The organism is Okeania sp. SIO2B9 (assembly GCF_010672505.1).
Classification (GTDB): domain Bacteria; phylum Cyanobacteriota; class Cyanobacteriia; order Cyanobacteriales; family Microcoleaceae; genus Okeania; species Okeania hirsuta.
Genome location: NZ_JAAHGK010000002.1, coordinates 21438 through 44208, shown reverse-complemented (window position 1 = coordinate 44208; position 22771 = coordinate 21438). Strand labels below are relative to the sequence as shown.

Annotated in this window: 18 protein-coding genes, 2 tRNA genes and 1 pseudogene; 2 read left to right on the top strand and 19 right to left on the bottom strand. The window is 38.5% G+C overall.

Translation table 11 applies throughout. The features are described 5' to 3' along the window. Window positions 1-87 precede the first annotated feature (87 nt). The 15 genes and pseudogenes from F6K13_RS00295 to F6K13_RS35725 form a co-directional block, all read right to left on the bottom strand. Window positions 88-426 (bottom strand): anti-sigma factor antagonist, encoded by a 339-nt coding sequence (locus F6K13_RS00295; protein WP_124146755.1) that lies wholly within the window; start codon window positions 424-426, stop codon window positions 88-90. Between the two features lie 528 nt (window positions 427-954). Continuing rightward, a complete protein-coding gene (locus tag F6K13_RS00290; protein WP_124146407.1) occupies window positions 955-1428 on the bottom strand; it encodes a NifX-associated nitrogen fixation protein in 474 nt (157 codons plus the stop codon). A gap of 4 nt (window positions 1429-1432) precedes the next feature. Beyond that, on the bottom strand, window positions 1433-1852 hold the full coding sequence (gene nifX / locus F6K13_RS00285; protein ID WP_124146408.1) for a nitrogen fixation protein NifX: 420 nt from the start codon (window positions 1850-1852) through the stop codon (window positions 1433-1435). A 265-nt stretch (window positions 1853-2117) separates the two neighbouring features. Beyond that, a complete protein-coding gene (locus tag F6K13_RS00280; RefSeq protein ID WP_124146409.1) occupies window positions 2118-4922 on the bottom strand; it encodes a bifunctional nitrogenase iron-molybdenum cofactor biosynthesis protein NifEN in 2805 nt (934 codons plus the stop codon). A 375-nt stretch (window positions 4923-5297) separates the two neighbouring features. Then, entirely contained in the window at window positions 5298-6596 is a 1299-nt protein-coding gene (locus tag F6K13_RS00275; RefSeq protein ID WP_192901295.1) for an RNA-guided endonuclease TnpB family protein, read from the bottom strand. Between the two features lie 382 nt (window positions 6597-6978). After that, window positions 6979-7209 carry a hypothetical protein gene (locus F6K13_RS00270; protein WP_205127671.1) on the bottom strand — a complete coding sequence of 77 codons (231 nt, stop codon included), beginning with the start codon at window positions 7207-7209 and terminating at the stop codon, window positions 6979-6981. Beyond that, the gene (locus tag F6K13_RS00265; RefSeq protein ID WP_287238977.1) at window positions 7190-7606 is read right to left on the bottom strand and encodes a hypothetical protein; all 417 of its coding nucleotides are present in this window, start codon (window positions 7604-7606) and stop codon (window positions 7190-7192) included. The genes F6K13_RS00270 and F6K13_RS00265 overlap by 20 nt, the downstream gene beginning before the upstream one ends. Before the next feature lie 33 nt (window positions 7607-7639). After that, window positions 7640-9178 (bottom strand): nitrogenase molybdenum-iron protein subunit beta, encoded by a 1539-nt coding sequence (nifK, locus tag F6K13_RS00260; RefSeq protein ID WP_287238974.1) that lies wholly within the window; start codon window positions 9176-9178, stop codon window positions 7640-7642. Between the two features lie 220 nt (window positions 9179-9398). Beyond that, a complete protein-coding gene (gene nifD / locus F6K13_RS00255) occupies window positions 9399-10853 on the bottom strand; it encodes a nitrogenase molybdenum-iron protein alpha chain (protein ID WP_124154241.1) in 1455 nt (484 codons plus the stop codon). 28 nt (window positions 10854-10881) lie between these two features. Continuing rightward, a complete protein-coding gene (locus tag F6K13_RS00250) occupies window positions 10882-11010 on the bottom strand; it encodes a hypothetical protein (RefSeq protein WP_287286634.1) in 129 nt (42 codons plus the stop codon). Between the two features lie 35 nt (window positions 11011-11045). Next, window positions 11046-11933 carry a nitrogenase iron protein gene (gene nifH / locus F6K13_RS00245; RefSeq protein WP_124154243.1) on the bottom strand — a complete coding sequence of 296 codons (888 nt, stop codon included), beginning with the start codon at window positions 11931-11933 and terminating at the stop codon, window positions 11046-11048. 361 nt (window positions 11934-12294) lie between these two features. After that, window positions 12295-13173 (bottom strand): Fe-S cluster assembly protein NifU, encoded by an 879-nt coding sequence (gene nifU, locus F6K13_RS00240; RefSeq protein WP_124154240.1) that lies wholly within the window; start codon window positions 13171-13173, stop codon window positions 12295-12297. A gap of 417 nt (window positions 13174-13590) precedes the next feature. Continuing rightward, entirely contained in the window at window positions 13591-14793 is a 1203-nt protein-coding gene (gene nifS, locus F6K13_RS00235; protein ID WP_124154239.1) for a cysteine desulfurase NifS, read from the bottom strand. A 344-nt stretch (window positions 14794-15137) separates the two neighbouring features. Beyond that, window positions 15138-16520: a nitrogenase cofactor biosynthesis protein NifB gene (gene nifB / locus F6K13_RS00230; RefSeq protein WP_338043125.1), complete on the bottom strand. Its 1383-nt coding sequence runs from the start codon at window positions 16518-16520 to the stop codon at window positions 15138-15140. Between the two features lie 860 nt (window positions 16521-17380). Next, window positions 17381-17794, bottom strand: a pseudogene (locus F6K13_RS35725) (phosphate ABC transporter permease); the annotation flags it as partial. Window positions 17795-18368: 574 nt separating this feature from the next. Between F6K13_RS35725 and F6K13_RS00220 the strand changes: the two are divergent. Beyond that, window positions 18369-18614, top strand: a complete 246-nt coding sequence (locus tag F6K13_RS00220; RefSeq protein WP_124144914.1) for a lipopolysaccharide assembly protein LapA domain-containing protein — start codon at window positions 18369-18371, stop codon at window positions 18612-18614. Between the two features lie 89 nt (window positions 18615-18703). Here the strand turns inward: F6K13_RS00220 and F6K13_RS00215 are convergent, their stop codons facing one another. From F6K13_RS00215 to F6K13_RS00205, 3 genes are all read right to left on the bottom strand, one after another. Next, a complete protein-coding gene (locus tag F6K13_RS00215) occupies window positions 18704-19639 on the bottom strand; it encodes a hypothetical protein (protein WP_124144913.1) in 936 nt (311 codons plus the stop codon). A 240-nt stretch (window positions 19640-19879) separates the two neighbouring features. Next, window positions 19880-19951: transfer RNA gene (locus F6K13_RS00210), tRNA-Thr, on the bottom strand. 30 nt (window positions 19952-19981) lie between these two features. After that, window positions 19982-20063: transfer RNA gene (locus tag F6K13_RS00205), tRNA-Tyr, on the bottom strand. Window positions 20064-20116: 53 nt separating this feature from the next. On the opposite strand from F6K13_RS00205, the gene F6K13_RS00200 reads away from it, so the two are divergent. After that, on the top strand, window positions 20117-20332 hold the full coding sequence (locus F6K13_RS00200) for a hypothetical protein (RefSeq protein ID WP_124144912.1): 216 nt from the start codon (window positions 20117-20119) through the stop codon (window positions 20330-20332). A 362-nt stretch (window positions 20333-20694) separates the two neighbouring features. Here F6K13_RS00200 and F6K13_RS00195 read toward each other — a convergent pair whose 3' ends face one another. Further along, window positions 20695-22521, bottom strand: a complete 1827-nt coding sequence (locus F6K13_RS00195) for an ABC transporter ATP-binding protein (protein ID WP_124144911.1) — start codon at window positions 22519-22521, stop codon at window positions 20695-20697. Window positions 22522-22771: the final 250 nt, after the last annotated feature.

The following is a 22771-nucleotide window of genomic DNA, read 5'->3' as shown; positions in this document are numbered from 1 at the left end:
GTCTTCAGCATAGCTGCCTTGTTCCATCTACGGGGGAACGGTTGTTCGCCCCCACTACTGACTATTTCTTCAATGCATAAATTTTATTTAAATATTCTCTATCTTAGCTGCATCATATTCATCCAGTAAATAAATACTTTGATCGAAACCTGTTTTCTTGATGGTATCCAGCACCATTTCTTGAACACCTACCATATAAATATCAACACCTGTGCCCATTTTTTGTTTAGAGAAAATCAATACCCGGAGACCCGCACTTGCCATATACTCTAGGTCATTCATCATCAAAACAAGTCTTTTCGGACTTTCGGCTGCTGCTTCCTCTACTTTTTCCTTAAAAGCTGGAGCAGTAGACCCATCTAGCTCTCCAGATAAAGTTATTTTAGCGATGCCGTTTGTTGTTTCTAGATTTGCTGTAAAAGCCATAATTTTCCCTTATTTATTAATTTCGTCGTAATTTATACTACTGAGCGATATTTTTGGTTTTTCTATCATATCATTAGCGAGGGAACAGGGAACAGGGAACAGGGAACAGGGAACAGGGAACAGGGAACAGGGAACAGGGAACAGGGAACAGGGAACAGGGAACAGGGAACAGGGAACAGGGAGAAATAAAAGGGAAGCAACTTTTGTAGTAAGACAATTAATAGAGTTTTAATCGTAAACTAAAAGCAATAGCTGATAGCTGACGGCTGTTTGCGCAGCATTCCGGAGGAAATGCTTACCTACTTTGAGGGAGAGAGGTTGTTAGATATTTACCGAATCATTAATAATTAATAATTAATAATTAAATAATTCTGGTTTAAAACCTCCCCTTGAAAGGGGGAAAAAAGAAATAATATTTCCTTATATTCAATTCCGTAATAGTTTTAACCAGAGGTAATTATCAATTATCCATTAATTAAAAAATATGGTTCTAACTTTCCTCTCTAAATCTTTAGAAAAAATTACTACTTAGAGCTTGCAAACTTCCTTATATTTTTTGACTAATTCAATGCCTGCTCTACTCATTTTTTCTCCTTCATCTTCTAATTTTTCTAGAGAAGTAAACCCAAAACGTTGAGCATCCCGTAAAGTTCTAGAAACTACCAAAAGACGACCGCAAAATACAAGTGCCCAACCAAATCCTTCATGGTTTATACTAATAACTACTTGCATGATTTGATTGGTTTCTAATTCAATGCAAGTTGCTATTGCATTATAGAATAACTTAATCCGAGCTAAAGTCATCGGATTAACTTCTTCTTCTGTGGAAATTTGGCGTTTTTCTTGCTTACTAACAATATAAGGCTTGATAATTAATTCAGGAGACCAAGACTTATAAACTCCATAAGAGTCTTGAGCTTGAACTGCTCTAATTAATTCCCTAATAAAAGGAGCGGAATAAATGTCGGTTGTTGTTGTTGTTGTTTCTGTTTGAACAGTCATAATTTTACACCTCTTCAAGTACAGCTTCTAAGTCAGATTCGGAAGTTTTTTGTAAAGCTTTTCTGAGCCAGGGGGGAGGGCTACCTTTTAATGTTTCTACTAATCTGTCCAGAAGATCGGTAATTTTGTCTTCTGGAGATTTTGATTTCATTGGGGTCACTTTTTTGTTGATTAAACGACCTGCTGCTGGACCACCAATTTCTAGTACATAAACTATTGTGCAGTCGAGCAAAGCTTCAACTTTGGCATGAAGTTTTTCTAGTTTATCTTGTTTGGGGGCATCTTGATTGAGATTACCACCAAAAACAAGTGGCTCTAGAGTTTCGTATCCTTTGTCATCAACTTCATATAAAGCCATTTGTTTGGCAGAGCCAAAGTGACCATCTATATGAATAAAATCACTGGTTGCAAATGCAACTTTCATTGTTGTTTTCCTCCTGGTTTTAATGTACCGAATAACTAATAGTTAAAAACCATTAGTTATTGATAACAAACTTGTCTTTTAATCGCAGACAAAAATAAACTCTAAAATGAGGGCGGATTCGATTTTGTAGCGGATTTGTATTTAGTTTAACTATTAATTAAACCCGCCTCTGATTACCAAATATTTGTTTATTTATATCTGACTATTTATTAGATCGCAGATTGTAGTTAACAGAAGTGTATCTAACACCTACAACCTACCACCTTCATCGTGACAATAATGAATAATCATTGGTGTGAATTTTTGATTCTTCTTGCTCTAAGAAAATATTACCAATGTCGAATAATAAATTCATTGTACCACGATAACCAACATTACAACGTTGACCATTGCCGAGGCGATCGTGAATTGGCATACCCATGCGATATAGAGCAAGACCTAATTTCTCAGATATTAGTTTACCATGAGAATTAGTAATCAATAAATCTGAACCTGTGGCTACTTCCTCCAAGTCTCCCAAGTCGCCAATAATTACATTTTCTGTAGGCAATTTTTCCAATAAAGGCGATCGCGTAGTTGTCACAGCAGCTTTAATATCTGCTCCCATTTCTCGTAAAAACCAACTGGTTGCCCAAAGTAAATCTGGTTCCAGGGCAATAGATACTTGCTTATGCCCAAAATAGAAGTGGGTATCCAACATCGCATCCTGTAACTGCCGACGTTGGCGTTGGTATTTTGCAGGCACTTCACAACCTTTATCTAAGTGGGGGTCAGTACGAGAAACAATTAGCTGAGACAATTTTAGCAAGAAACTATCCACCGCACCCAAACCAGTCAACCGAGGAAATACTTGATATTGAGTGCCAAATTTTTCCTGCAAAATATTAGCTGCATTCCGCAGACTTTCCCCAATAACCAGAGTAAAACTTGACTGACTCAGGTTACGAAGTTCTTCTATGGTCGTTCCACCAGAACTTGTCGCGCTATAACTATCATCAACCAAATGTCCATCCAGAGACTGAGATAAGTCAGGTACAACTATTGGTATTAAGCCAAAAGATTCCACAATATCTCGAACTTCCTGCACATCTCCAGGAGCAAGACAACTACCTGCTAAAATTGTTACGAAAGGCTTTTTAGTTTCAGTAGGAATAGATTCGCCATAATCATAAGCTACTATACGTTCGACAGTAGCAGCAAAACCATCCTGAGCGGAACCCTTATAATCTGGACTAGAAACATTTAATATTGGCAATTCATCTAACTCAGGATGCTCTTCCCTAAACTTCTTGAGAATACCCTGTACATCATCGCCCCTGGTTTCAGTTAAACCAGTACTCAACAAACCAATAACTTCTGGTTTTGACTTCTCAACTTGGGTGAGAATAGCTGTATCGATGTTATCCTCTCCTCCCAAAATAGTCGTCACCTCACTCATGGCAGTAGTAGAAAGAGGAATAGCTTCGTGGAAGTGATTCACCAACAATACCTTGGCAAAAGCAGTACAACCTTGAGTCCCATGAAACAGTGGCATCATACCTTTAATTCCTAAGTAAGCTAAGGAAGCACCTAGAGGTTGACTCAATTTCAGAGGATTTGTGGATAAGGACTTTTTGGGAAAACTAACTGTTGCAGGTGGAATATTCGTCAGACTTGGTAAAGTTTCTACTGCTAAAACATCTTCTATCTGACATTCTTCTAACCAAGGTACAGGTTGTCGCACTTGTTCCCAAACTGGACTATGGAGTGCTTCATCTAATTCCTTTGCCATTTCGATGGTGCCATGATATCCAGCGTAGGGATGATGGCGTTCTTGGTTAATGTGCAAAAACGGAATTCTAGCTTTGAGGGCGGTATATTGGTTACGACCACCTGCGATGAGCATATCAGCTTTTGTGTCAGCAATGACTTTCAGCAGAATTTCGGCATTGCCCTTTTCTAGCAAAATACCATCTTTGCCGAGCAATTGTTTGATTTTTGCTTTGTCTTCTTCGGTACTTTTCTTAGTGCTGGTAGCGACCACATCCATACCTAAATCTTGAGCCGCCGAAATAATAGACCAGCTTTTCACCCCACCTGTGTAGAGTACAACTCTTTTACCTTTGAGACGTTGGCGATAAGGTTCTAATATTTCTTGGAGAATAGCTGTTTCTTCGGCAATGAGTTTTTCTGTACGCTCTTGCAGGTCAGCATCTCCAATTTTGGCAGCAATATTTCTGAGGCAGTTGTTAATATCGGCAACACCATAAAAAGATTCTTCAATATAAGGAATGCCGTATTTCTCCTCCATTTTCCGTGCCATATTGATCATAGCTTTGGAGCAGATCATCACGTTGAGTTTGGCACGGTGGGCGTAACAAATTTCTTTGTAGGTAGCATCTCCTGTAATTTTTGACAATACCCTAATGCCAAGTTTTTCAAACAGGGGTAACATTGCCCACATTTCACCCGCAATATTATATTCGCCGATGAGGTTAATATCGTAGGGTGTGGTAAATTCTGGTTCGGAAGTACCAACTACATGGTCTAATAATGCTTCCGCACTAACCCGGTTACCTAAATTTTTACTACCAATGAAACCAGGAGAGTTCACAGGAATGACCGGAAGTTCTAATTTTTTGGTGGCGACTTTACAAACCGTTTCTAGGTCATCTCCTATTAAAGAAGTAACGCAAGTAGCGTAGACAAATACCGCTGGAGGTTGATAACGTTTCTTTAATTCAGCGATCGCCTTAAGTAATTTTTTCTCACCACCCATGATAATGTCATTTTCGCTCATGTCCGTTGTGAAACCCATTTTGTAGAGATGGGAATCAGAGGAAAGACTACCACGAGTTCCCCAGGAGTTACCAGAACAACCTAAAGGTCCATGAACTAAATGAGCTGCATCTGTAATAGGTACAAGGGCGATACTCGCTCCATCAAAAGCGCAACCTCCCTGAGCTGCTCCTGGTGTTGCTTGTTGTTGACAGCCTTTTTGTTTTTTATCTCCGTTTTTGTGTTTGTGGTTGTGTTCGCAACCTGGCTCATTCATCAGTTCGGCAACCTTGCCTGGGGTCATCATAGCCATGTTATTAAGTCTCTATTTTTATGTACTACTTTGGGGCGGGGATATAGTATTTAATATTATAATTACAAATTTTTATTATTAGTTTTGTATAGAAATTATCATTTTGTAGGTTGGGTTGAGGAACGAAACCCAACAGAGCGAGAATGACAAATTTTTATTATTAGTCCGGTAGGGTGTGTTAGCGTTTGCGTAGCATTCCGCAGGAAAGCGTAACGCACCGAAATATTTGTTGGGATGGCGGTGGGTTACACTTCATTAACGCACCCTACAAGATGGCTGCTTAAGAATAACAAATTTTTATTATTGATGATTTTTTATAGTGAGTATATAAAGATAATGTTCTTGACCTCTCCCTGGGCTTTAGCCACAGGGATTCTAAGCTGTTGCTACGTGGCAGGATAAATCCGTGCCACTCCGCTTTTTAGCTTTGGTTTCCCAGATGCGAAATCTGGTAGCGAGGGTCAAAACTCGCCTACAGACCTTGGCTAGATTTACACCTAACTGTGTCTCTACTTTGCGAAGTATATTCGCAGCACCATTCAAATCAGCATTAACCAACAAACCTTTGTTAGTGCGGTACATCCCGCGTTTAACTCGTTTCCCCGATGGTTTCCACCCTTCAGGTTTTTCACCGAAAGTAGGTAGTTGATCGCCATCAAGAAAACTGGCTTTACTCGTATATGATTCCTCGCTTTCAACAAATTTAATGCTGTGTTCTGAACACATTTGTTTTACTCGTTCTTTGAGTTTAGCTGTGGGAATCTGCACAAATGATTGGGTTACTTTGCCTAAATTTACCTCTTGCCGTTGTCCTTGGTTCCATCCAAAAACTACCATACCAATTTGGTGTTCAATACAGTGGTTAACAACCAAACAAGCAGCTTTGTTAACTGCATCTCTCATCTGACGGTTACGTTTTTCTGTGATGTGGGCTAATTGGTGATCCCAATAACCCTGGGGCTTACCCTCTTTAAGGGTGGAAACTCGTTTGTTATACCACTGGTTAAAGCTTTTAAGCTTGCGCCCATCAACAATGAAACTAGTCCCAACATTAGAAACGCAACTTAACCAGTTGCTGATACCGGGGTCGATTCCCAAAACATTTTTAGGCTTTAATTCATATTGAACTACAATTTCTTTCTTGTATACAAACTCAACATAAAAACATCGATTACGTGGCAGTATCCGCAGTTCTTTAATGTCTACAAATTGTAGATTAGATGGCATAGGTATCAAAAAACTGTCTAATTTAAACCATCTTTTTACAGTTGTTCCAAGAGGGATTCTGATGTGTTCCCCAACAAGTCTTAAAGCCTGTTTAGGATAAGTTATCATCGCTAAACCATCTTTTTTACGGTAGCTAGGAACTCTCGGCTTAAAATGCAAATTACCCTTTTTGTATTTTTTGTCTAGCTCCTTAAATGATTTAAAAGACTCAGCAACAGACCTAAGTATTTGCTGTGCTGCCTGTGAGTGCAAAACTTGATAGTGTTTATTTGATTTGTATTCTTTTTCTAAATCATACTTACCAATTATTTTCTGGGCTTGGAAAAACAATTGACGGCCATAATAAATACCACAATTGGTTAGCTTGTGGGATTCAGAACAAATAAACTCCAGAATTGATTTTAAGTCTTCATCAGGGTTAATTAGATTTTGTTGACATCCATACAAATAAATCACCTCCTTAATATTATTAATTATCTCCTAAGTTTATATTTATAATGTTAAGATTATGTGGATACTGCGCCCCGGAATCCCGCCGTGTCTCGTTTCATCCCCTGCGAGGATACGACAGGGGCTTTCACGTTCCCGTTAAGTTTCCGGTAAGTGTCGAGCTTGTTGTTGGGTTGCGCTGGCGCTTAACCCAACCTACTAATCTTAAAGAATGACAAATTTTTGTTTTTATTTTGTTTGTATAAAAATAGGAGCAGATCGCTCTTAAATTTCCATCAGTCATTGCCCAATATTTGCACTCATAATTTTGGCAATTTGCTTGAGAATACTTAAAACATCATATAACTGATTTCTGCGAGGTAGTAGCAGATAAAAAACATTAGACATCATATTGGGGAACACCTGCCGTCAACATTTTAACAAACATAAATTCATCCCCACTACTAATCATACCATAGACAGGACGTTCGGGATTGGGATTTGCCATCATATAAGTCATTAGTTGAGGTAAAGCTACTGAAAAACCAATAGTAGATTTAGATTCAACCAGGAGAACCCAAAGTTGTTGTGCAATAACTAAAGTATCCACTCTAACTGCGTAAAATTTCATCCTTGTCTTCTACTTCTACTTCAATACTTGCTTCAGTAGTAAGATAGAAAGGTTCATCATATAAACCTGCCAAAGCAAGTAAAGGTCCAATTAGTAATTGATTAATCACACCTTCTGTGAGAGGGCTTCGTTTTCTATGACGTAAAAATCGTCCTTGAATTTGGTCTAGCTTCTCCTTTTCTTCAGCAGTTACTTCAGGTAAGTCTTGTTGCCATTCCTGAAAGAAAAGGTCATTATCTGTAGGAGATAACTTAAACCTTTGCTCAAGGTCATCTAGAGTAGTAATAGTTTTGGAGATGGGGTAAGTTTGAATCATATAGCAATAGGGAATAGATAGTAGTTCCACCCTAACTTCTCCCTGAAAACCTGTCAAACCAGAATAGGGGCAAACTGCCATTTGCCCCTAGAAAAACTATATGGTTAATATGAATTAACGAATCAAGTCAAAAGATGTATCGTTAACACCTAATTCCATGCTACCACGGTCTAACTCATCGAGGATAGTATTAACGATCCAGTTGAGTAGATTGAATGCTCCCTTATATCCTAAGATAGAATAACGGTGCTGGTGGTGGCGATCGAAGATAGGATAACCAATACGTACTAATGGAGTACCAGTATCACGTTGGAGGAACTTACCATAAGAGTTACCAATCAACAAATCAACTGGCTCAGTATCCAACAATGAACGTAGGTGCCATAAGTCCTTACCGATCCAAACTGTAGCTTCTTGACCGTTAGGATCGTTAGCTAACAATTCCTTAGCTTCTTCTTCAAAACCATTAACGTTACCGTTAGTAACAACAACGTGAACTGGCTGCATACCTAACTCTAGAGTGAAGTTCAACAAGCCCAATACATGGTCAGGATCGCCATAGATAGCAATACGCTTACCGTGTAACCAAGCTTGAGAGTCAGTGATAGCATCAACTGCACGACCGCGCTCAATTTCTAGCTCTTCAGGAATAGCCTTACCAGTCAATTCAGACAATGCCATTAAGAACTCATCAGTACCACGGATACCGATAGGACGATAAGTAGCTGTAGTTTGACCACCTTTTTCTGCTAGGTACTCTAGAGTCTTAGGAGTAGAATATTTCTGGAAGGAGATAGTAGCTTTAGCGTTGATTGAATCAGCACCTTCTTCCAGAGTTGTACCACCATTGTACATCTTGAATTCGCCTAAGTTAGGAGAATCAAAGCTCTCAGCGTTATCAGCTAAAACAGTGTAAGGAACATCCATTGTAGATAGAATGCTCTTCAAATCCCGGATGTTACCAATGTAAGGGTCGAAACCAGGGATGAAGTTGATTTTACCGTTATCTGTTTCTGCTTTCTTACCTTCAGTTAGAGCTACCAAAATACCCTTAAGCATATTGTCATAGCCTGTGATGTGAGAACCAACAAAGCTAGGAGTATGAGCAAAAGGAACTGGGAAATCTTCAGGTACTGCACCTTGATTCTTGGAGGTAGTGATGAATGAACCTAAGTCATCTCCAATTACCTCTGCCATACAAGTTGTGCAAAGAGCAATCATTTTTGGCTTGTACAAAGCATAAGAGTTTGCCAAACCATCAGTCATGTTCTTGAGACCACCAAATACCGCAGCATCTTCAGTCATAGAAGAGGAAACTGCTTGGAATGGCTCTTTGTAGTTACGAGTTAAGTGAGAACGGAAGTAAGCAACACAACCTTGAGAACCATGTACAAAAGGTAGAGTTCCTTCAAAACCTGCTGCTGCAAAGATTGCACCTAAAGGCTGACAAGCTTTGGCAGGGTTGATAGTTAGAGCTTCGCGAGCAAAGTTCTTTTCACGATATTCCCAAGTCTTTGTCCACTCACGAACTTTTTCTACTTCTTCCTTGGAAGGACCACCTTCAAATTCTTTCTTCCGCTCGAACATTTCTTGGTATTCTGGTTCTTGGAAGAGTTGAAAGTGATCTTTGATTTTGTCTACATTCTGACTCATGGTGTTTATTCCTCTATGGATATTAGGGATTTACAATTCTTGGAAGGAAGAGGGAAAAAGGAAACGAATTACAACTTTTAATCCCTCAATTCCTCAAATGTTGTTTCTATATTGGGGCAGCCGTAGAGATGGCATGACCCCATTACCTAGCTAAATTTATCTTCAAAGCCAAAGCCAAAATACAAACTTCTGACTTCTGACTTCAAACTTCTGACTTCTATTAGCTAGCTTGCTTCCAAGGAGCCTTGATTAGGTTCCAAGTTGGGCTGTTGAGAGCTAGATCCATGTCACGAGCAAAGATAGCGAATCCATCATAACCGTGATAAGGACCAGAATAATCCCAGGAGTGCATTTGACGGAATGGCATACCCATTTTCTGGAATACATACTTCTCTTTAATACCAGAAGCAATTAAGTCTGGCTTTAATTTCTTAGCGAATTCCTCGAACTCATATCCACTAACGTCATCGTAGATTAGAGTACCTTCTTGAGCATACTCAGCAGTACGCTTGTAGTCATCACCGTGACCGAACTCATAACCAGTACCGATAACTTCCATTCCTAAATCGTCGAAAGCAGGAATAACGTGACGTGGACGTAGACCACCAACCATCATCATTACTTTCTTGCCTTCTAAACGAGGACGATACTTAGCAATTATTGCATCAGCTTGTTCTTGGTAGCGAGCAATTACTTTCTCTGTGTTTTCTTTGATTGTATCGTCGAAGTAAGAAGCAATCTTACGTAGAGACTTAGCAATTTGAGTAGGACCGAAGAAGTTGAACTCAGTCCAAGGTATACCATACTCCTCTTCCATGTAACGGCAGATGTAGTTCATGGAGCGGTAGCAGTGAATTAGGTTGAGATTCACTCTAGGAGCCATGAATACTTCGTTAAAAGTACCGTCACCTGTTGCTTGGCTAACTACTCTTAAGCCGATTTCATCTAATAATAGACGAGAACTCCAACCATCACCACCAATGTTGTAATCAGCGATTAAGGATACGTCATAAGGAGTAGTTTCAAAGCCGATCTCTTCGTTAGTGATCTTTGCAGATGGCTCGTATACCCAGTCACGCACTGTGTCGTTAGCGATGTGGTGACCTAATGACTGAGAAACTCCACGGAAGCCTTCGCAACGTACTGGAACAACTGGCTTATTGATTTCTTTAGCAGCTTTTCTAGCTACTGCTTCGATGTCATCACCAATTAGACCTACTGGGCACTCAGATTCAATTGTGATACCAGCATTTAGAGGGAATAAGTCTTCGATTTCATTCATGATTTTGGCGAGCTTTTTGTCTCCACCAAAAACGATGTCTCTTTCTTGGAAATCGGAAGTGAATTGCATTGTACCGAAGGTATCAACACCAGTTACACCGTTGTAGTAGTTACGACGACCTGCCCAGGAGTAGTAACCGCAACCAACAGGACCGTGACTGATGTGAACCATATCCTTAACAGGACCCCAAACAACCCCTTTTGCTCCAGCAAAAGCACAACCACGGGTTGTCATTACACCAGGAACTGATTTCACATTAGACTTAACGCCACAGTCAGATCCTTCTTCTAAAACATTAAGGTGCTTTTTCCGTCTTTTAGCAGCTTTCTCAGGATAAGCTTCTAAGACTTCTTGAATTAACTGTTTGTTCTGTTCGACTTTTTCAGATGTCATGTTACATATCTCCTTTCGGATATTTGATTTAGTGTTTGAGTTTTGTATTAGCGGGGGCAGGTGCTTTTCTACTGTCTGCAAAACCTGCCCCTACATACAAATTAATTAATACAAGACTCACTACTACTTGTGTCTTGAGATGGGGTGCGCTCTGCACACCCCCACTTTTGTGTTAGAAGATTTTCAGCTTACTTAAGCTTTCTTTTCTGCTAAAGCTGCATCTTGTGCTGCAATTTGCTTCTGACGATCGTCTTCGTCACCTAATAGACCGAACTCAATTAACAACTCTTCTAATTCATCCATTTCTAGAGGAGTAGGAATAGTTAGTTTTTCGTTGCTGATGATCTTCTCAGCTAATGTATTGTACTCTTGAGCTTGGTTATCCTCTGGAGAATACTGTTCAACAGTCATACGACGGATTTCAGCGCGTTGTACAACGTTGTCGCGAGGTACGAAGTGAATCATTTGAGTGTTCAAACGAGCTGCTAAGTTCTCGATTAACTCAACTTCACGGTCAACCTTACGGCTGTTGCAGATTAAACCACCTAAACGTACACCACCAGCATGAGCATACTTAAGAACACCACGAGCGATGTTGTTAGCAGCATACATCGCCATCATTTCACCGGAACATACGATGTAGATTTCTTGAGCTTTGTTTTCACGGATAGGCATTGCAAATCCACCGCAAACAACGTCACCTAGTACGTCATAACTTACGAAATCTAGGTCTTGATAAGCACCTTCTTCCTCTAGGAAGTTGATAGCAGTGATAATACCACGACCTGCGCAACCTACACCAGGCTCAGGACCACCAGACTCAACGCAACGGATTCCAGCAAAACCATCTTTCAATACTTCATCTAGTTCTACGTCTTCAACTGCACCGCGCTCTGCAGCAACGTGAAGTACAGTAGTTTGAGCTTTAGCGTTTAAGATCAAACGAGTTGAATCAGCTTTAGGGTCACAACCTACGATCATGATTCTCTGACCGTGACGGTTAGCCATTGCAGCTAGAGTGTTCTGAGAAGTAGTGGATTTACCGATACCGCCTTTTCCGTAAAATGCAATCTGACGCATGATAGATTTCTCCGTTTTGTTAGTATGTTTGTTTGACTTGATTTTGAATGAATGTGATTTTGATTCTGTAAAAGTTTCCTTAGAGTTTGTGTTTGATATATAGCTGCTGTTTTCTAGGGCTTTTGGTTTTACAGATCGCATTCATATATTAATTTTGTTCGTTTAAGAACAGTGTGTATTTAGCAGCAACATTGAGTGCCCGGAGGCGCTCGCCCTAAAGCTTGAGCAGGTATAACCTGCGTATATATAGTTGTCATTAATGCACCTGTTGTTATTTGTCGTTTATCGCTGTAGTTAGCATAAATTTAAGTTTTACTAATCATCAGTTAACAATTAATTTCTTTCAAAGATAACTGATGTTTTAAACTGCTTCTTCTACTACAATGCTTTCGCTTACTCGTTCTTTTAATGTAGCTTCAATCGCTCCTTTCAATGTCGCCATTGCACTACTGCAAGAACCACAGGCTCCTTTTAGTGTTACTAGCACGCGATCGCCATCTACATCAAACAGTTCAACATCTCCTCCATCTTCCGCGAGAACAGGTCTCACTTCTTGTTCTAATACTTGTTGAATCAATGTAATTTTTTGTAGATTTGTTAGTTTGCTGGCAGGTTTTGTAGTTGTAGGAATGTGTTGTGCTGTAGGTTCTGGCGTTTCGTAAACCGATGCGATTAGATCGTCAATATCTGCCAGACAAGAACCACAACCACCACCTGCCTTCACATAGTTTGTTACTTCTTCCGCTGTTTCGAGCTTGTTTTCCCGAATTACTCGCTTAATCTTGTTTTCGGTAATTGCAAAACAGCTACAAACTAATGCTCCTTCGTGGTCTTCTTCGTGAACTTCTACTTCAATACCTTTATATTTAAAAATTGCTGCTTCTAATGCTTCCTCTCCCATGACTGAACAGTGCATTTTTTCTTCTGGCAGCCCTCCCAGGTATCCCGCGATATCCTGGTTTTTAATATTCATGGCTTCGTCTATAGTTTTGCCTTTTAGCATTGCTGTCAGAGCAGAAGATGAAGCGATTGCACTAGCACAGCCAAAGGTTTGAAATTTTGCATCTAAGATTTCGCCGGAGGCTTCATTTACTTTGAGGTGTAGGCTGAGAGCATCTCCACACGCTATACTTCCTACCTCACCGCTAACTACCTTTTCCCCTTCTTTCTCGTCTGTAATGGTTCCTTGATTTTGGGGGTTATAGAACAAGTCCATTACTTTGTCAGTATATTCCCACATAGCCCTTATTGTTTAGAACACCCTAATTTTTACTGATGAAAGTTGCGCTTTTTCTTGAATATTACTACTCAGTTTGTAGAGTAATAATTTATTATTTTAGGAGGTGGGTTAAACTTGTATATTATTAGTATTTCACATTTTTTATATTCAAGCAACCCTTTTTTCCTTAAATTTATTTTTTCAAGTAATTAGCGTTTAAAGTTACTTATTACCCCTAGAAGTTATATTACTTATACTCTAGGTTAAGGAATCTTTTTTCTGTTAATTCTGCTACAATTTTGCGAGTTATTAGCGTGAGATACACCCCTCTTTAAGCTATATAATGATTGTTGCGGAATCAACTGAGTTTTTCTGTTATTTTTGCTACAAAAATGTAGCGTAAACAAAAGTGTAGCAATCTTTAAAACATTGTAAATTTTAGGATTGTACAGTTGCTTCTTGTCGTTCTTGCAACCAATTAGCTTGGTCGTTCTTAAAGGGTGATAAAGCCCGTAAACGCTCCACAATAGTAGGCATCACTGCTAACACTTCCTCAACCTCTTGGCGAGTTGTATAACGTGATAAAGAGAAACGAATTGAGCCATGCAAAATTGTGTATGGCAGACCCATTGCCCGCAAAACATGAGACGGTTCCAGAGACCCAGAAGTACAAGCAGATCCAGAAGAAGCACAGATACCATAATGGTTCAAATGTAGCAATATTGCTTCTCCCTCAATAAACTTGAAGCCAATATTAGTAGTATTAGGCAACCTTTGAGTAGGATGACCATTAACAGCACAATCAGAAATAGCAGCAAGAATACCGTTCTCCAAATAATCGCGCAGTTCCCGTTCCCGGTCGATATGTGCTAAATGCTCCTGTGCCAATTCACAAGCTTTACCCAGAGCAATAATACCAGGCACATTTTCCGTACCAGCACGGCGACCGCGTTCCTGATGTCCGCCAATTAATAACGGACGGAACCGAGTACCACGACGTACATATAAAGCGGCAATACCCTTAGGTGCGTGCAATTTGTGACCAGAGATAGCCAGCATATCTATAGTGCTATTCTTCATATCCAGGGGAATTTTCCCTGCTACTTGCACCGCATCAACATGAAATAGCGCACCATATTCCTTAGCTATCTGCCCTATTTTCTCTATGGGGAAAATCACGCCTGTTTCATTATTGGCGTACATAACGGAGACTAAGGCGGTATTACCTGTAATAGCAGCTTCCAGCTCAAGTAAATCTATCATTCCTTGGCTATCTACTGACAGATAAGTAACGGTATAACCCTGCTTTTCCAAATGCTTGCAGAGATTCAAAACTGCTGGGTGTTCTACCTGAGTAGTAATAATATGCCGTTTATTTGGTTGGGCAGTGAGAGCAGCTCGAATTGCAGCATTATCACCCTCAGTACCACAACTGGTAAAGATAATTTCTGTATCCTGGGCACCTAATAAAGCTGCAACTTGCGATCGCGCGTTTCTCACAGCCTTACCAACTTGTCCGCCAAAAGTGTGCATACTAGAGGGGTTACCATAAAACTGACTCAGGTAAGGCAGCATTTCCGCTAGCACTGCATCATCTACTTTGGTGGTAGCATTATTATCGAGATAAATGGTTTGTTGCATAGCTGACTAAATACTTGAGGTGAAAGGAAGAAGGAAGAGGGAAGAAGGAAGAAGGAAACATCTTCCATTGCTTGAGTTTTAAGCTTTTGAAAGGAAGAGGGAAGAAGGAAGAAGGAAGAAGGAATAAAGAAACATCTTCCATTGAGGGAAGAAGAAAGAAGGAAGAAGGAAACATCTTCCATTGCTTGAGTTTTACAGCGTATTTCATATTAGTAAGGTACACCAGTCACGGGCAAGATATCCGCACTACGAAAACTTTACCATTCTTATCTGTACTTCATTTACCTGCTGTAAGCTAATGTCAAATAATTGCCTGAAACTTCTGACTTCTAACTTCAGTTAACCTATGCAGGTTGTATTAGTTTTATGAATTGCTTGTAGAAATCTAAAGCAACTGTTTCAATTACATCGTAGCTCTCTACTACATCTATTCCTGCGTCGAGTACCTTTTCCTTAGGACTCTCACCAATTTTAGAAACCAGCACAGCTTTACAATCAGAAATTGCCTTAATGATATTCTCCAAACTGCCTTCTTCACCATAACCACCTAAGCAATAGTGGTCAACTTTGCGGTGAGCAATAAATCTAGCTTTCACACCATCAACTTCATAAATCATAAACTCTTTAGCATGACCGAAGTGTTGATTAACTAATCCGTTACCCTTACTTGCTACTGCTAACAGTATAGGAGGACCAGCTTGAGCAACTGCTTCTTTTACAAGAGTTTCTGCTTTAGCTGTTGCTAATTTATTACGGAAACCTTCAATACCAGCATGGAATTCTTTGCGCTTTTCCAAGTCATATTCTGGAGTCATCTCCATGATTGCTTCTTTTGTGAATTCCTTACTGCGGTCTTCACCTAACAAACCAACTGCATCTGCACGACATTGACGACAGTGACGCATCATTTTCATGCCACCTACATCACATTTGTCTTGCAATGTTTTCAATTCTTCAGTGGTAGGGCCACGCTGACCATTTAAGCCAAAGTAAGTACCGTGTTCTGGTGAAGAAATCAGAGGCATAATATTGTGAATGAATGCACCCTTAGAACGAACAATTTTATTTACTTCTTCTAAATGCTCATCATTGATGCCAGGAATCATTACTGAGTTAACTTTGCAGAGAATATCAGCTTCTCTGAGTAAGTCTAAGGATTCCATTTGCCTTTGATGCAGAATTTTTACCCCTTCAATTCCTCTATAGCGTTTCCGGCGATAATGAACCCAAGGATAAATCTTTACCCCGATTTCAGGGTCAACCATATTAATCGTTAAAGTAACGTGGTCAATGTTGAGTGCTTTGAGTCGATCAATATAATCGGGTAAAGCTAGACCATTGGTTGACAAGCAAAGCTTGATATCTGGTGCTTTCTCAGCTACAAGCTCAAATGTGCGGAATGTTTTCTCTGGGTTCGCTAATGGGTCTCCTGGTCCGGCAATTCCCATAACAGTCATTTGGGGAATTTTGCCTGCAATTACTAGAGCTTTATGAGCTGCTTCTTCAGGAGTTAGCAGTTCACTAACTACACCGGGACGACTTTCGTTGGCGCAGTCGTATTTACGGTTACAGAAATTACATTGAATATTGCAAGCTGGTGCAACTGGAGCGTGCATCCTCGCATAATGGTGATGCGCTTCTTGACTGTAGCAAGGATGGTTAGCAACGCGCTCTTGAATACTGGCGGGAAGTTGCTGTTCGGTAGTAGTTCCGCAACCCTTTGACACGCAGCCTCCGGATTTCTTTTCCGTGCTTTTCGTGGTTTTTGCGAAGCTGTCTACTGTTGGTTGGGAAGATAGTTCTGTTGGCTGTAACATCTAAGTTTCCACTATTGTTGGGTAGCTGTCGCCGTGAGTGACGGATTACTCGCGTCGATACACTTTTCCTGAAACGATTATTTTTCGTATGCAGTTTAGGTGTCCGGCGTTATAGTTTTTATATCAGTGGCCTTTAAACAGTTACTTTCAAAAACCCCCATTAGTATTGATTACGATCATTAGTTTTGTACTCAGATTTGTATCATCTAATAATTCAAATCAAATCGAGGTATCTAATTTTTTTATTGGGGTATAGGTACTTGTATTTTTTAAGTGGGGTACAAGTATTTATGGGGTAATGGTACGGAGTTTTATGTACTCGTTATCAAACCTATATATATCAATAATTTAACTGCTTTTTTAACCCTAATTTTTGCCTCAATACTCCTGTACTCATACACCCCTTATTCAACCTAACCTTTTATTACTGTATACAATGTATCAATTTTTGGCAAGTAGGCTAGATTTATCTTAATTTTTCTTTAAAGTTTGATAATCATTTTTCCAGCTACACAGAGAGAAGGCAGAAATAAAAGGAGCAAAGTTATCAAGAATAAGGCTTTTCATCACTAATTATCTAGGTTTAATATAGTCGCACTTTAGAGTAATCTACATTAACAAAATCCTGAGAAATATAACCAATTTCCTTAACAATTTTATGTGGCCAAAAACTAAATGCAACTTTTTCGCTTCTGTAATAAATTTAGCAGTTTTTCAGAATTAATGTAATTAATTTTCAATATTTCTTTCTGAGAAATATTTTCAATTTNTCCTACTTCTAAATTGATTCGTTGCTCTAAATTTTCTACGATCATTAGTTCCCCTTTCTTATTAACTGTTTCTTCTTCACCAACAACTTCTTCTGTAATATATACATCTAAAACTCGTCCTTGCCATAGACCACTGTATGGGTATCGTCTACATTCCATATTGCGAAGACTAGCTAATAAAACAGGTCCCCAAAACCAATAAAGACCTGCTGTGATACCAATTAGTAAAAATAAAGGGTCTCCATCGTTATGAGCAAATACGTTAATTAAAACAATGGTCAAAACTGCAACAGCAGAAATTAAAGCTCGTTTCAACACATCAGAGAATTTTCCCCAATAATATTTATATTGGTCGCTCGTAGCTACAGTTGGAATTAGTTGCTCAAATGTTTTACGAGTTAGAGGAACTAGCATTTATAGATTTTAAAGTTTAGATGAATTGATTTAATTTTAGACTACGGTACATCAATGAATTAAATATAATTTAGATGAGTAATATTATTACACTTAATCTGGCAAATTTTTTATACTATTTAGTTACCATTAGTTTCCTTTATCTTTTCTCTTATGGATTTAATACCCACGTAAGTCAACTGCGGTATCTACAAGTTTTTTGGGGTTCGATCAAGCAGCGACATTTTAGACCAAATCTCAAACAGTTTGCTATGTATCTTTTTAATGGGGAGATGGTAATTAAACATAGCATTACTATTCAGAAATTGTATTAGTATCTCCATCCACCTTTCCAGTCCTTTAGTTTTTTCGGTGGTAGTGCATTGTAATAGTGGTCTATTGTAATTTTTTTGGTTAAGGACAACAGTAGTGGGAGCAAGATACTCCCATAAAGGACCGTTGTTAATCCCCATCTAACATTACGCGAGCAGGACTACAGTCTTTCCTTCTTCCTTCTTCATTCTTCCTTCTTCAATGTTGTAATTCATGGTAAGGTGATAATTAGTTATATTCCGTTTCCTAAGCTGATTTTTTAATGCAAAAATTCATTTCGCCAATTCTCAGTAGTATAATTCTGGCATTGTGGGTGAGTGGTATTGCAATCTTCTCAGTCCAGAATTCTGCCCCAATATCTTTGAAATTTATTGTTTTCCGGTCTATCGAGATACCTATCGGAGTAATTTTGGCATTTAGCGTGAGTATAGGAGTTATCGTTAGTTCTATTCTCCTACCACCTCTGATTGGTATTGGACAGATGAAAGAGCATCAAGAAGATTTTTGATTTGATTCTGGAAAATAAATTGTGCCTATTCTTATTCTTAGATTTTAATTTAAAGAATTTAGTCAAGAATTTCCTGACCTCAGTAGTTACTATAACTTGTATACTTGACCATCAATCAGTAGTCGAGTAATTCCTTTTGCTTGTAAATATACTGAAGTTTTTTGCAACATTCTACCATCAGGCACTTTTAGCACTCTTTGGTTGCGGGTAGAAAATCTATGAGCTACTCGGTGATTGTCAAAAACTGGTAAAGTCCTCTCTTGAGAATCTTCTATAGGTATTTGTCCTAGCTCGCAAAAGGCCATCAAAGGTTTAGTAACTAACTCTGTAAATTTATCTACTACTAGATAACAAATTTTTGGCAGAACAGATTCTGTGAGAGGATATACTCTAATTTCAGAATAACTAGAATTCTGAATAGATAAGTTATAAGGGGTTTCTACATCCTCTTCTTCGTCAAGCTTATCTTCATCGTCAAATTCTTGAGCAAAATCTTCTAAATCATCATCCTCAAAATCATCTAAATTTTGGGTTTGCTCTAGTAAATCTGCTGCTAAAATCTCTTCTATTTCTTCTTTTGGCAGATCGTAATTATTATCAAGGCGATCGCTTGATTTTTGCTTTTCTTGAGAAGTTAAAGATAATTTAGGAGCTTCTGTTTGCCGATCTATCTCTGAATTATTAGATGAAGAAGACCGTCGTCGTCTTTTTTTGACTACTTCACCTAATTCATCTTCCCCATCATCTAATACTTCTCCATCTAAGTCTTCCTTGACTTTTAACTCATCCAGATCATCTGCTGTATCCTGGTCAATATTATTTTTTTGGGAACGAGATGGACGTTTTTGCTTCTGGTGAACTAGCTCTTTATATTCATCTTCTGGTATGTTACTTTGCAGTATACGTCTAATAGTAGAACTACTTACTCCGTAACGGTCTGCTAGAGTAATAGTATTATCTTCTGTAGTTTGATACAGCTCAACAATTTCTAATTTTTCTGAATCTGAAAGTTTTGTAGGTGTCATACCACCTTCCCCAAAAAATACTTAGTTTATTGATTGTGCCATACCATTGAAGCTATTTGAGAATGATAGCTAAATATGTATAACTCTACTTAAAATACTAAAGCTTTAATTACATAACCATCTGATGCTTTAGGCTTTTTTCATCTGGCTCTAACCATGACTATATATAATTGAAAAAAGCAAAACTTATTTATTATGATATTATATTATACGTTTAGGAATACTATTAATTATTTTATAAGCCCGTGACGAGGATTGAACTCGTGACCTCACCCTTACCAAGGGTGTGCTCTACCACTGAGCCACACGGGCGTCTTTCTTTCAATCCTTCCTATTTGTGAGTGGGCCGAGCTGGATTTGAACCAGCGTAGGCATAGCCAGCGGATTTACAGTCCGCCCCCATTAACCACTCGGGCATCGACCCTTACGACTCACATTTATATATACTAACACAAAAAAAATTAATTGCAATAGTTTTTGGAAAAAATTTTATTAGACATCTCTAGAAAAGAGGGAACAGGCAACAGGCAACAGGGAGAAATAGTAGTTGTACCAATTCAAAAAAATAATGTTACAAATAATAAGTGTGATAGTGCATACTTTGTAGCAGATGTGCCTTTGACAAAAAAGAGGATTTTAGACTTAAAAATGGTATTAAAGCCATTTATTATGACTCCCGATTCTGAGTCCTAACTCCGGGTAAAAAGCTCAGTCATTTGTAGCAAACATTTATAAAATTGATATTAGTGGGACTTAGACAAAACAGAGCGATGGAATAGACTCAAATATATACAGGCAGACGGTTTGATCTAAAAAAGGCATAAATACTTAAATATCAAGGGTATTAGTCATTTTTAGGAGATTGAAGTTATTCTCTTTTTTGGACTAACTTTTCCTAGTGGACCGACATGCCTAAAAATGTAGGTTGGGTTGTAGCTTGCTTCCGCTAACGTCCCGCAACCCAACCTATATTTATTGCACCATTTTAGATGTGTCAGTGTACTAGATCATGCTACGAAAGTAGACACTTTTTTTCTTGTTTCCTCCTGCCAAACTTAAGCTATTAATTCTCCAGTCTCTTGCAATGAATGTAGTCGTCTATAAATACCTTTTTGAGCTAATAATTCTTCGTGACTACCAACTTCGACAATTTTACCTTGGTCAAGAACTACGATTTTATCCGCCTCCCTAACTGTACTTAATCTATGGGCAATAATAATTGTAGTGCGAGTACCAAAAATATTACGCATTGCTAACTGAATCGATCGCTCACTTTCATAGTCCAAACTGGAAGTTGCCTCATCAAAAATTAGCACATCTGGGTCTACTAATAATGCCCTAGCAATTCCTATACGTTGTCGTTGACCACCAGATAATCGCATTCCTCTTTCACCAACAACTGTATAGTAACCTTGAGGCATTTGTTCAATAAATTCATCAGCTTTAGCAATTTTACAAGCATCTTTAACTTGGGCAAAAGTTGCTTGAGGATTACCGTAAGTCAAGTTACTTAATAGAGTGCCATTGAATATATCTACTTCTTGATGAACAATTGCTAATCTACGTCGATAACCTGTAATATCCAGAGTATTAATATCTTCTCCATCAATTAAAATTTTGCCTTTATTTGCTTGAAAATATCTGAATATTAATTTGACTAAAGTAGATTTTCCTGAGCCAGATTTTCCAATTAAAGCTACTGTTTGGCAAGGTGTAATTAAGAGATTTATATCCTGTAAAACAAGTTGGTTTGGGTTGTAACTAAAACTTAAATTAGATAACTCAACTTTTCCTGTAAATTTATAGGCATTAATCTGTGAGTAGCTGGTTATTTTTCCTGATAAATTAGCAGCATCAGAACCTATAGGTAACTTCATAAATTCATGGAAACGAATCATTGAAGCATAGCGACGGACAAATTCTTCAGTTAGCTGACTAATAGGAGTTATCTCTGCATAAGCCATACTTGCTAGTGTATATACAGTCACGAAATATCCTAGAGAAATTTCGCCAGACAATGTTGCTGATAATGTTAAACCTAGAATGAAGAAAAGGCAAAATTGAACAACTGTTGTCTGATACATAGATAGCCAAACATAGCCTCGATGAATTCGATAGATAATAAATTTGAGAGCGCGGTTAATTCGGGTAGTTTGTTTGCGCAGTTCTTGAGTTTCTGTGGCAAATGCTTTGACTGTTTTAATATTGGTAATAATTTCTGAGTTGCGACTTTCTGTGTTTTCTTCATACTTATCAAAAGTTACTTCTGTTTTGGCAAGATTTTGAAGAGTTTTGATAGTAAAGCTGAGGATAAAGATAAAAGAAATTAAGAATAGAATAGCAATCTGCCATTCTATTAAACAGATGACGATAAAAATTCCAACTACACGCACTAATTTGGGTATTAATACACCAGCAATTTCAGGATAAGTCCAAGTGTGGTTTAAGACTCCTTTAGAAATACGGTTAGCTATCCGTCCTGGGTTATTTTCATCATAAAATTCTATAGGTAGGGTGAGGATTTTTTTGACGGCGTTTTGGAAATGGTCTCGACGTGCTTTTAGAGGAACTACCCAGTGATACCAGTGTCCTAACCAAGCCATAGTTGGACCTTTGGTGATGCTGACTAAAAATATTAGTCCTAATGTCACTGATAGGGATAATAGTTGATTAGTTGGTAGTCCAGTTACATTGGAGACTGCTCCAATCAAGTTTTCCATTGGCCAGTCTGTAGAGCGGTCTGAAAGTATGTTCAAAGTCTGACCGATGGCATAAGGAACTATTAAATCAATTAGTTCGAGAGTGCTAGATGCTCCGATACCTAAGATGGAAAGTGGTAGATATGCCTGGTAGTATTTAATGATGTCCCGAAAAGTTGCCATAATTCTACTATCAAATATTTTAGAGGCACAGCTATGGCGCTACGCAAGTCAGAAGTCAGCAGGGGCGAATGGCCATTTGCCCCTACAAAAGTTAGAAGTAATCCCTGACTAACTTTGAGTATTTATAAATTTCCTAACCTATTTGCGTAGTGCTATATCAATTATATTACATACATATTACTCAGTGTAATATAAAATCAAGAATTTACTATTTTTAGATTTTGGATAATAAAAGTAGATGGTAATAGTA

What these genes read in the sequence shown, in the direction of transcription:
- F6K13_RS00295 (WP_124146755.1), bottom strand. Translation starts at nt 426, where the DNA reads ATGGCTTTTACAGCAAATCTAGAAACAACAAACGGCATCGCTAAAATA.
- F6K13_RS00290 (WP_124146407.1), bottom strand. Translation starts at nt 1,428, where the DNA reads ATGACTGTTCAAACAGAAACAACAACAACAACAACCGACATTTATTCC.
- nifX (WP_124146408.1), bottom strand. Translation starts at nt 1,852, where the DNA reads ATGAAAGTTGCATTTGCAACCAGTGATTTTATTCATATAGATGGTCAC.
- F6K13_RS00280 (WP_124146409.1), bottom strand. Translation starts at nt 4,922, where the DNA reads ATGGCTATGATGACCCCAGGCAAGGTTGCCGAACTGATGAATGAGCCA.
- F6K13_RS00270 (WP_205127671.1), bottom strand. Translation starts at nt 7,209, where the DNA reads ATGAAATTTTACGCAGTTAGAGTGGATACTTTAGTTATTGCACAACAA.
- F6K13_RS00265 (WP_287238977.1), bottom strand. Translation starts at nt 7,606, where the DNA reads ATGGCAGTTTGCCCCTATTCTGGTTTGACAGGTTTTCAGGGAGAAGTT.
- nifK (WP_287238974.1), bottom strand. Translation starts at nt 9,178, where the DNA reads ATGAGTCAGAATGTAGACAAAATCAAAGATCACTTTCAACTCTTCCAA.
- nifD (WP_124154241.1), bottom strand. Translation starts at nt 10,853, where the DNA reads ATGACATCTGAAAAAGTCGAACAGAACAAACAGTTAATTCAAGAAGTC.
- nifH (WP_124154243.1), bottom strand. Translation starts at nt 11,933, where the DNA reads ATGCGTCAGATTGCATTTTACGGAAAAGGCGGTATCGGTAAATCCACT.
- nifU (WP_124154240.1), bottom strand. Translation starts at nt 13,173, where the DNA reads ATGTGGGAATATACTGACAAAGTAATGGACTTGTTCTATAACCCCCAA.
- nifS (WP_124154239.1), bottom strand. Translation starts at nt 14,793, where the DNA reads ATGCAACAAACCATTTATCTCGATAATAATGCTACCACCAAAGTAGAT.
- F6K13_RS00220 (WP_124144914.1), top strand. Translation starts at nt 18,369, where the DNA reads ATGCAAAAATTCATTTCGCCAATTCTCAGTAGTATAATTCTGGCATTG.
- F6K13_RS00215 (WP_124144913.1), bottom strand. Translation starts at nt 19,639, where the DNA reads ATGACACCTACAAAACTTTCAGATTCAGAAAAATTAGAAATTGTTGAG.
- F6K13_RS00195 (WP_124144911.1), bottom strand. Translation starts at nt 22,521, where the DNA reads ATGGCAACTTTTCGGGACATCATTAAATACTACCAGGCATATCTACCA.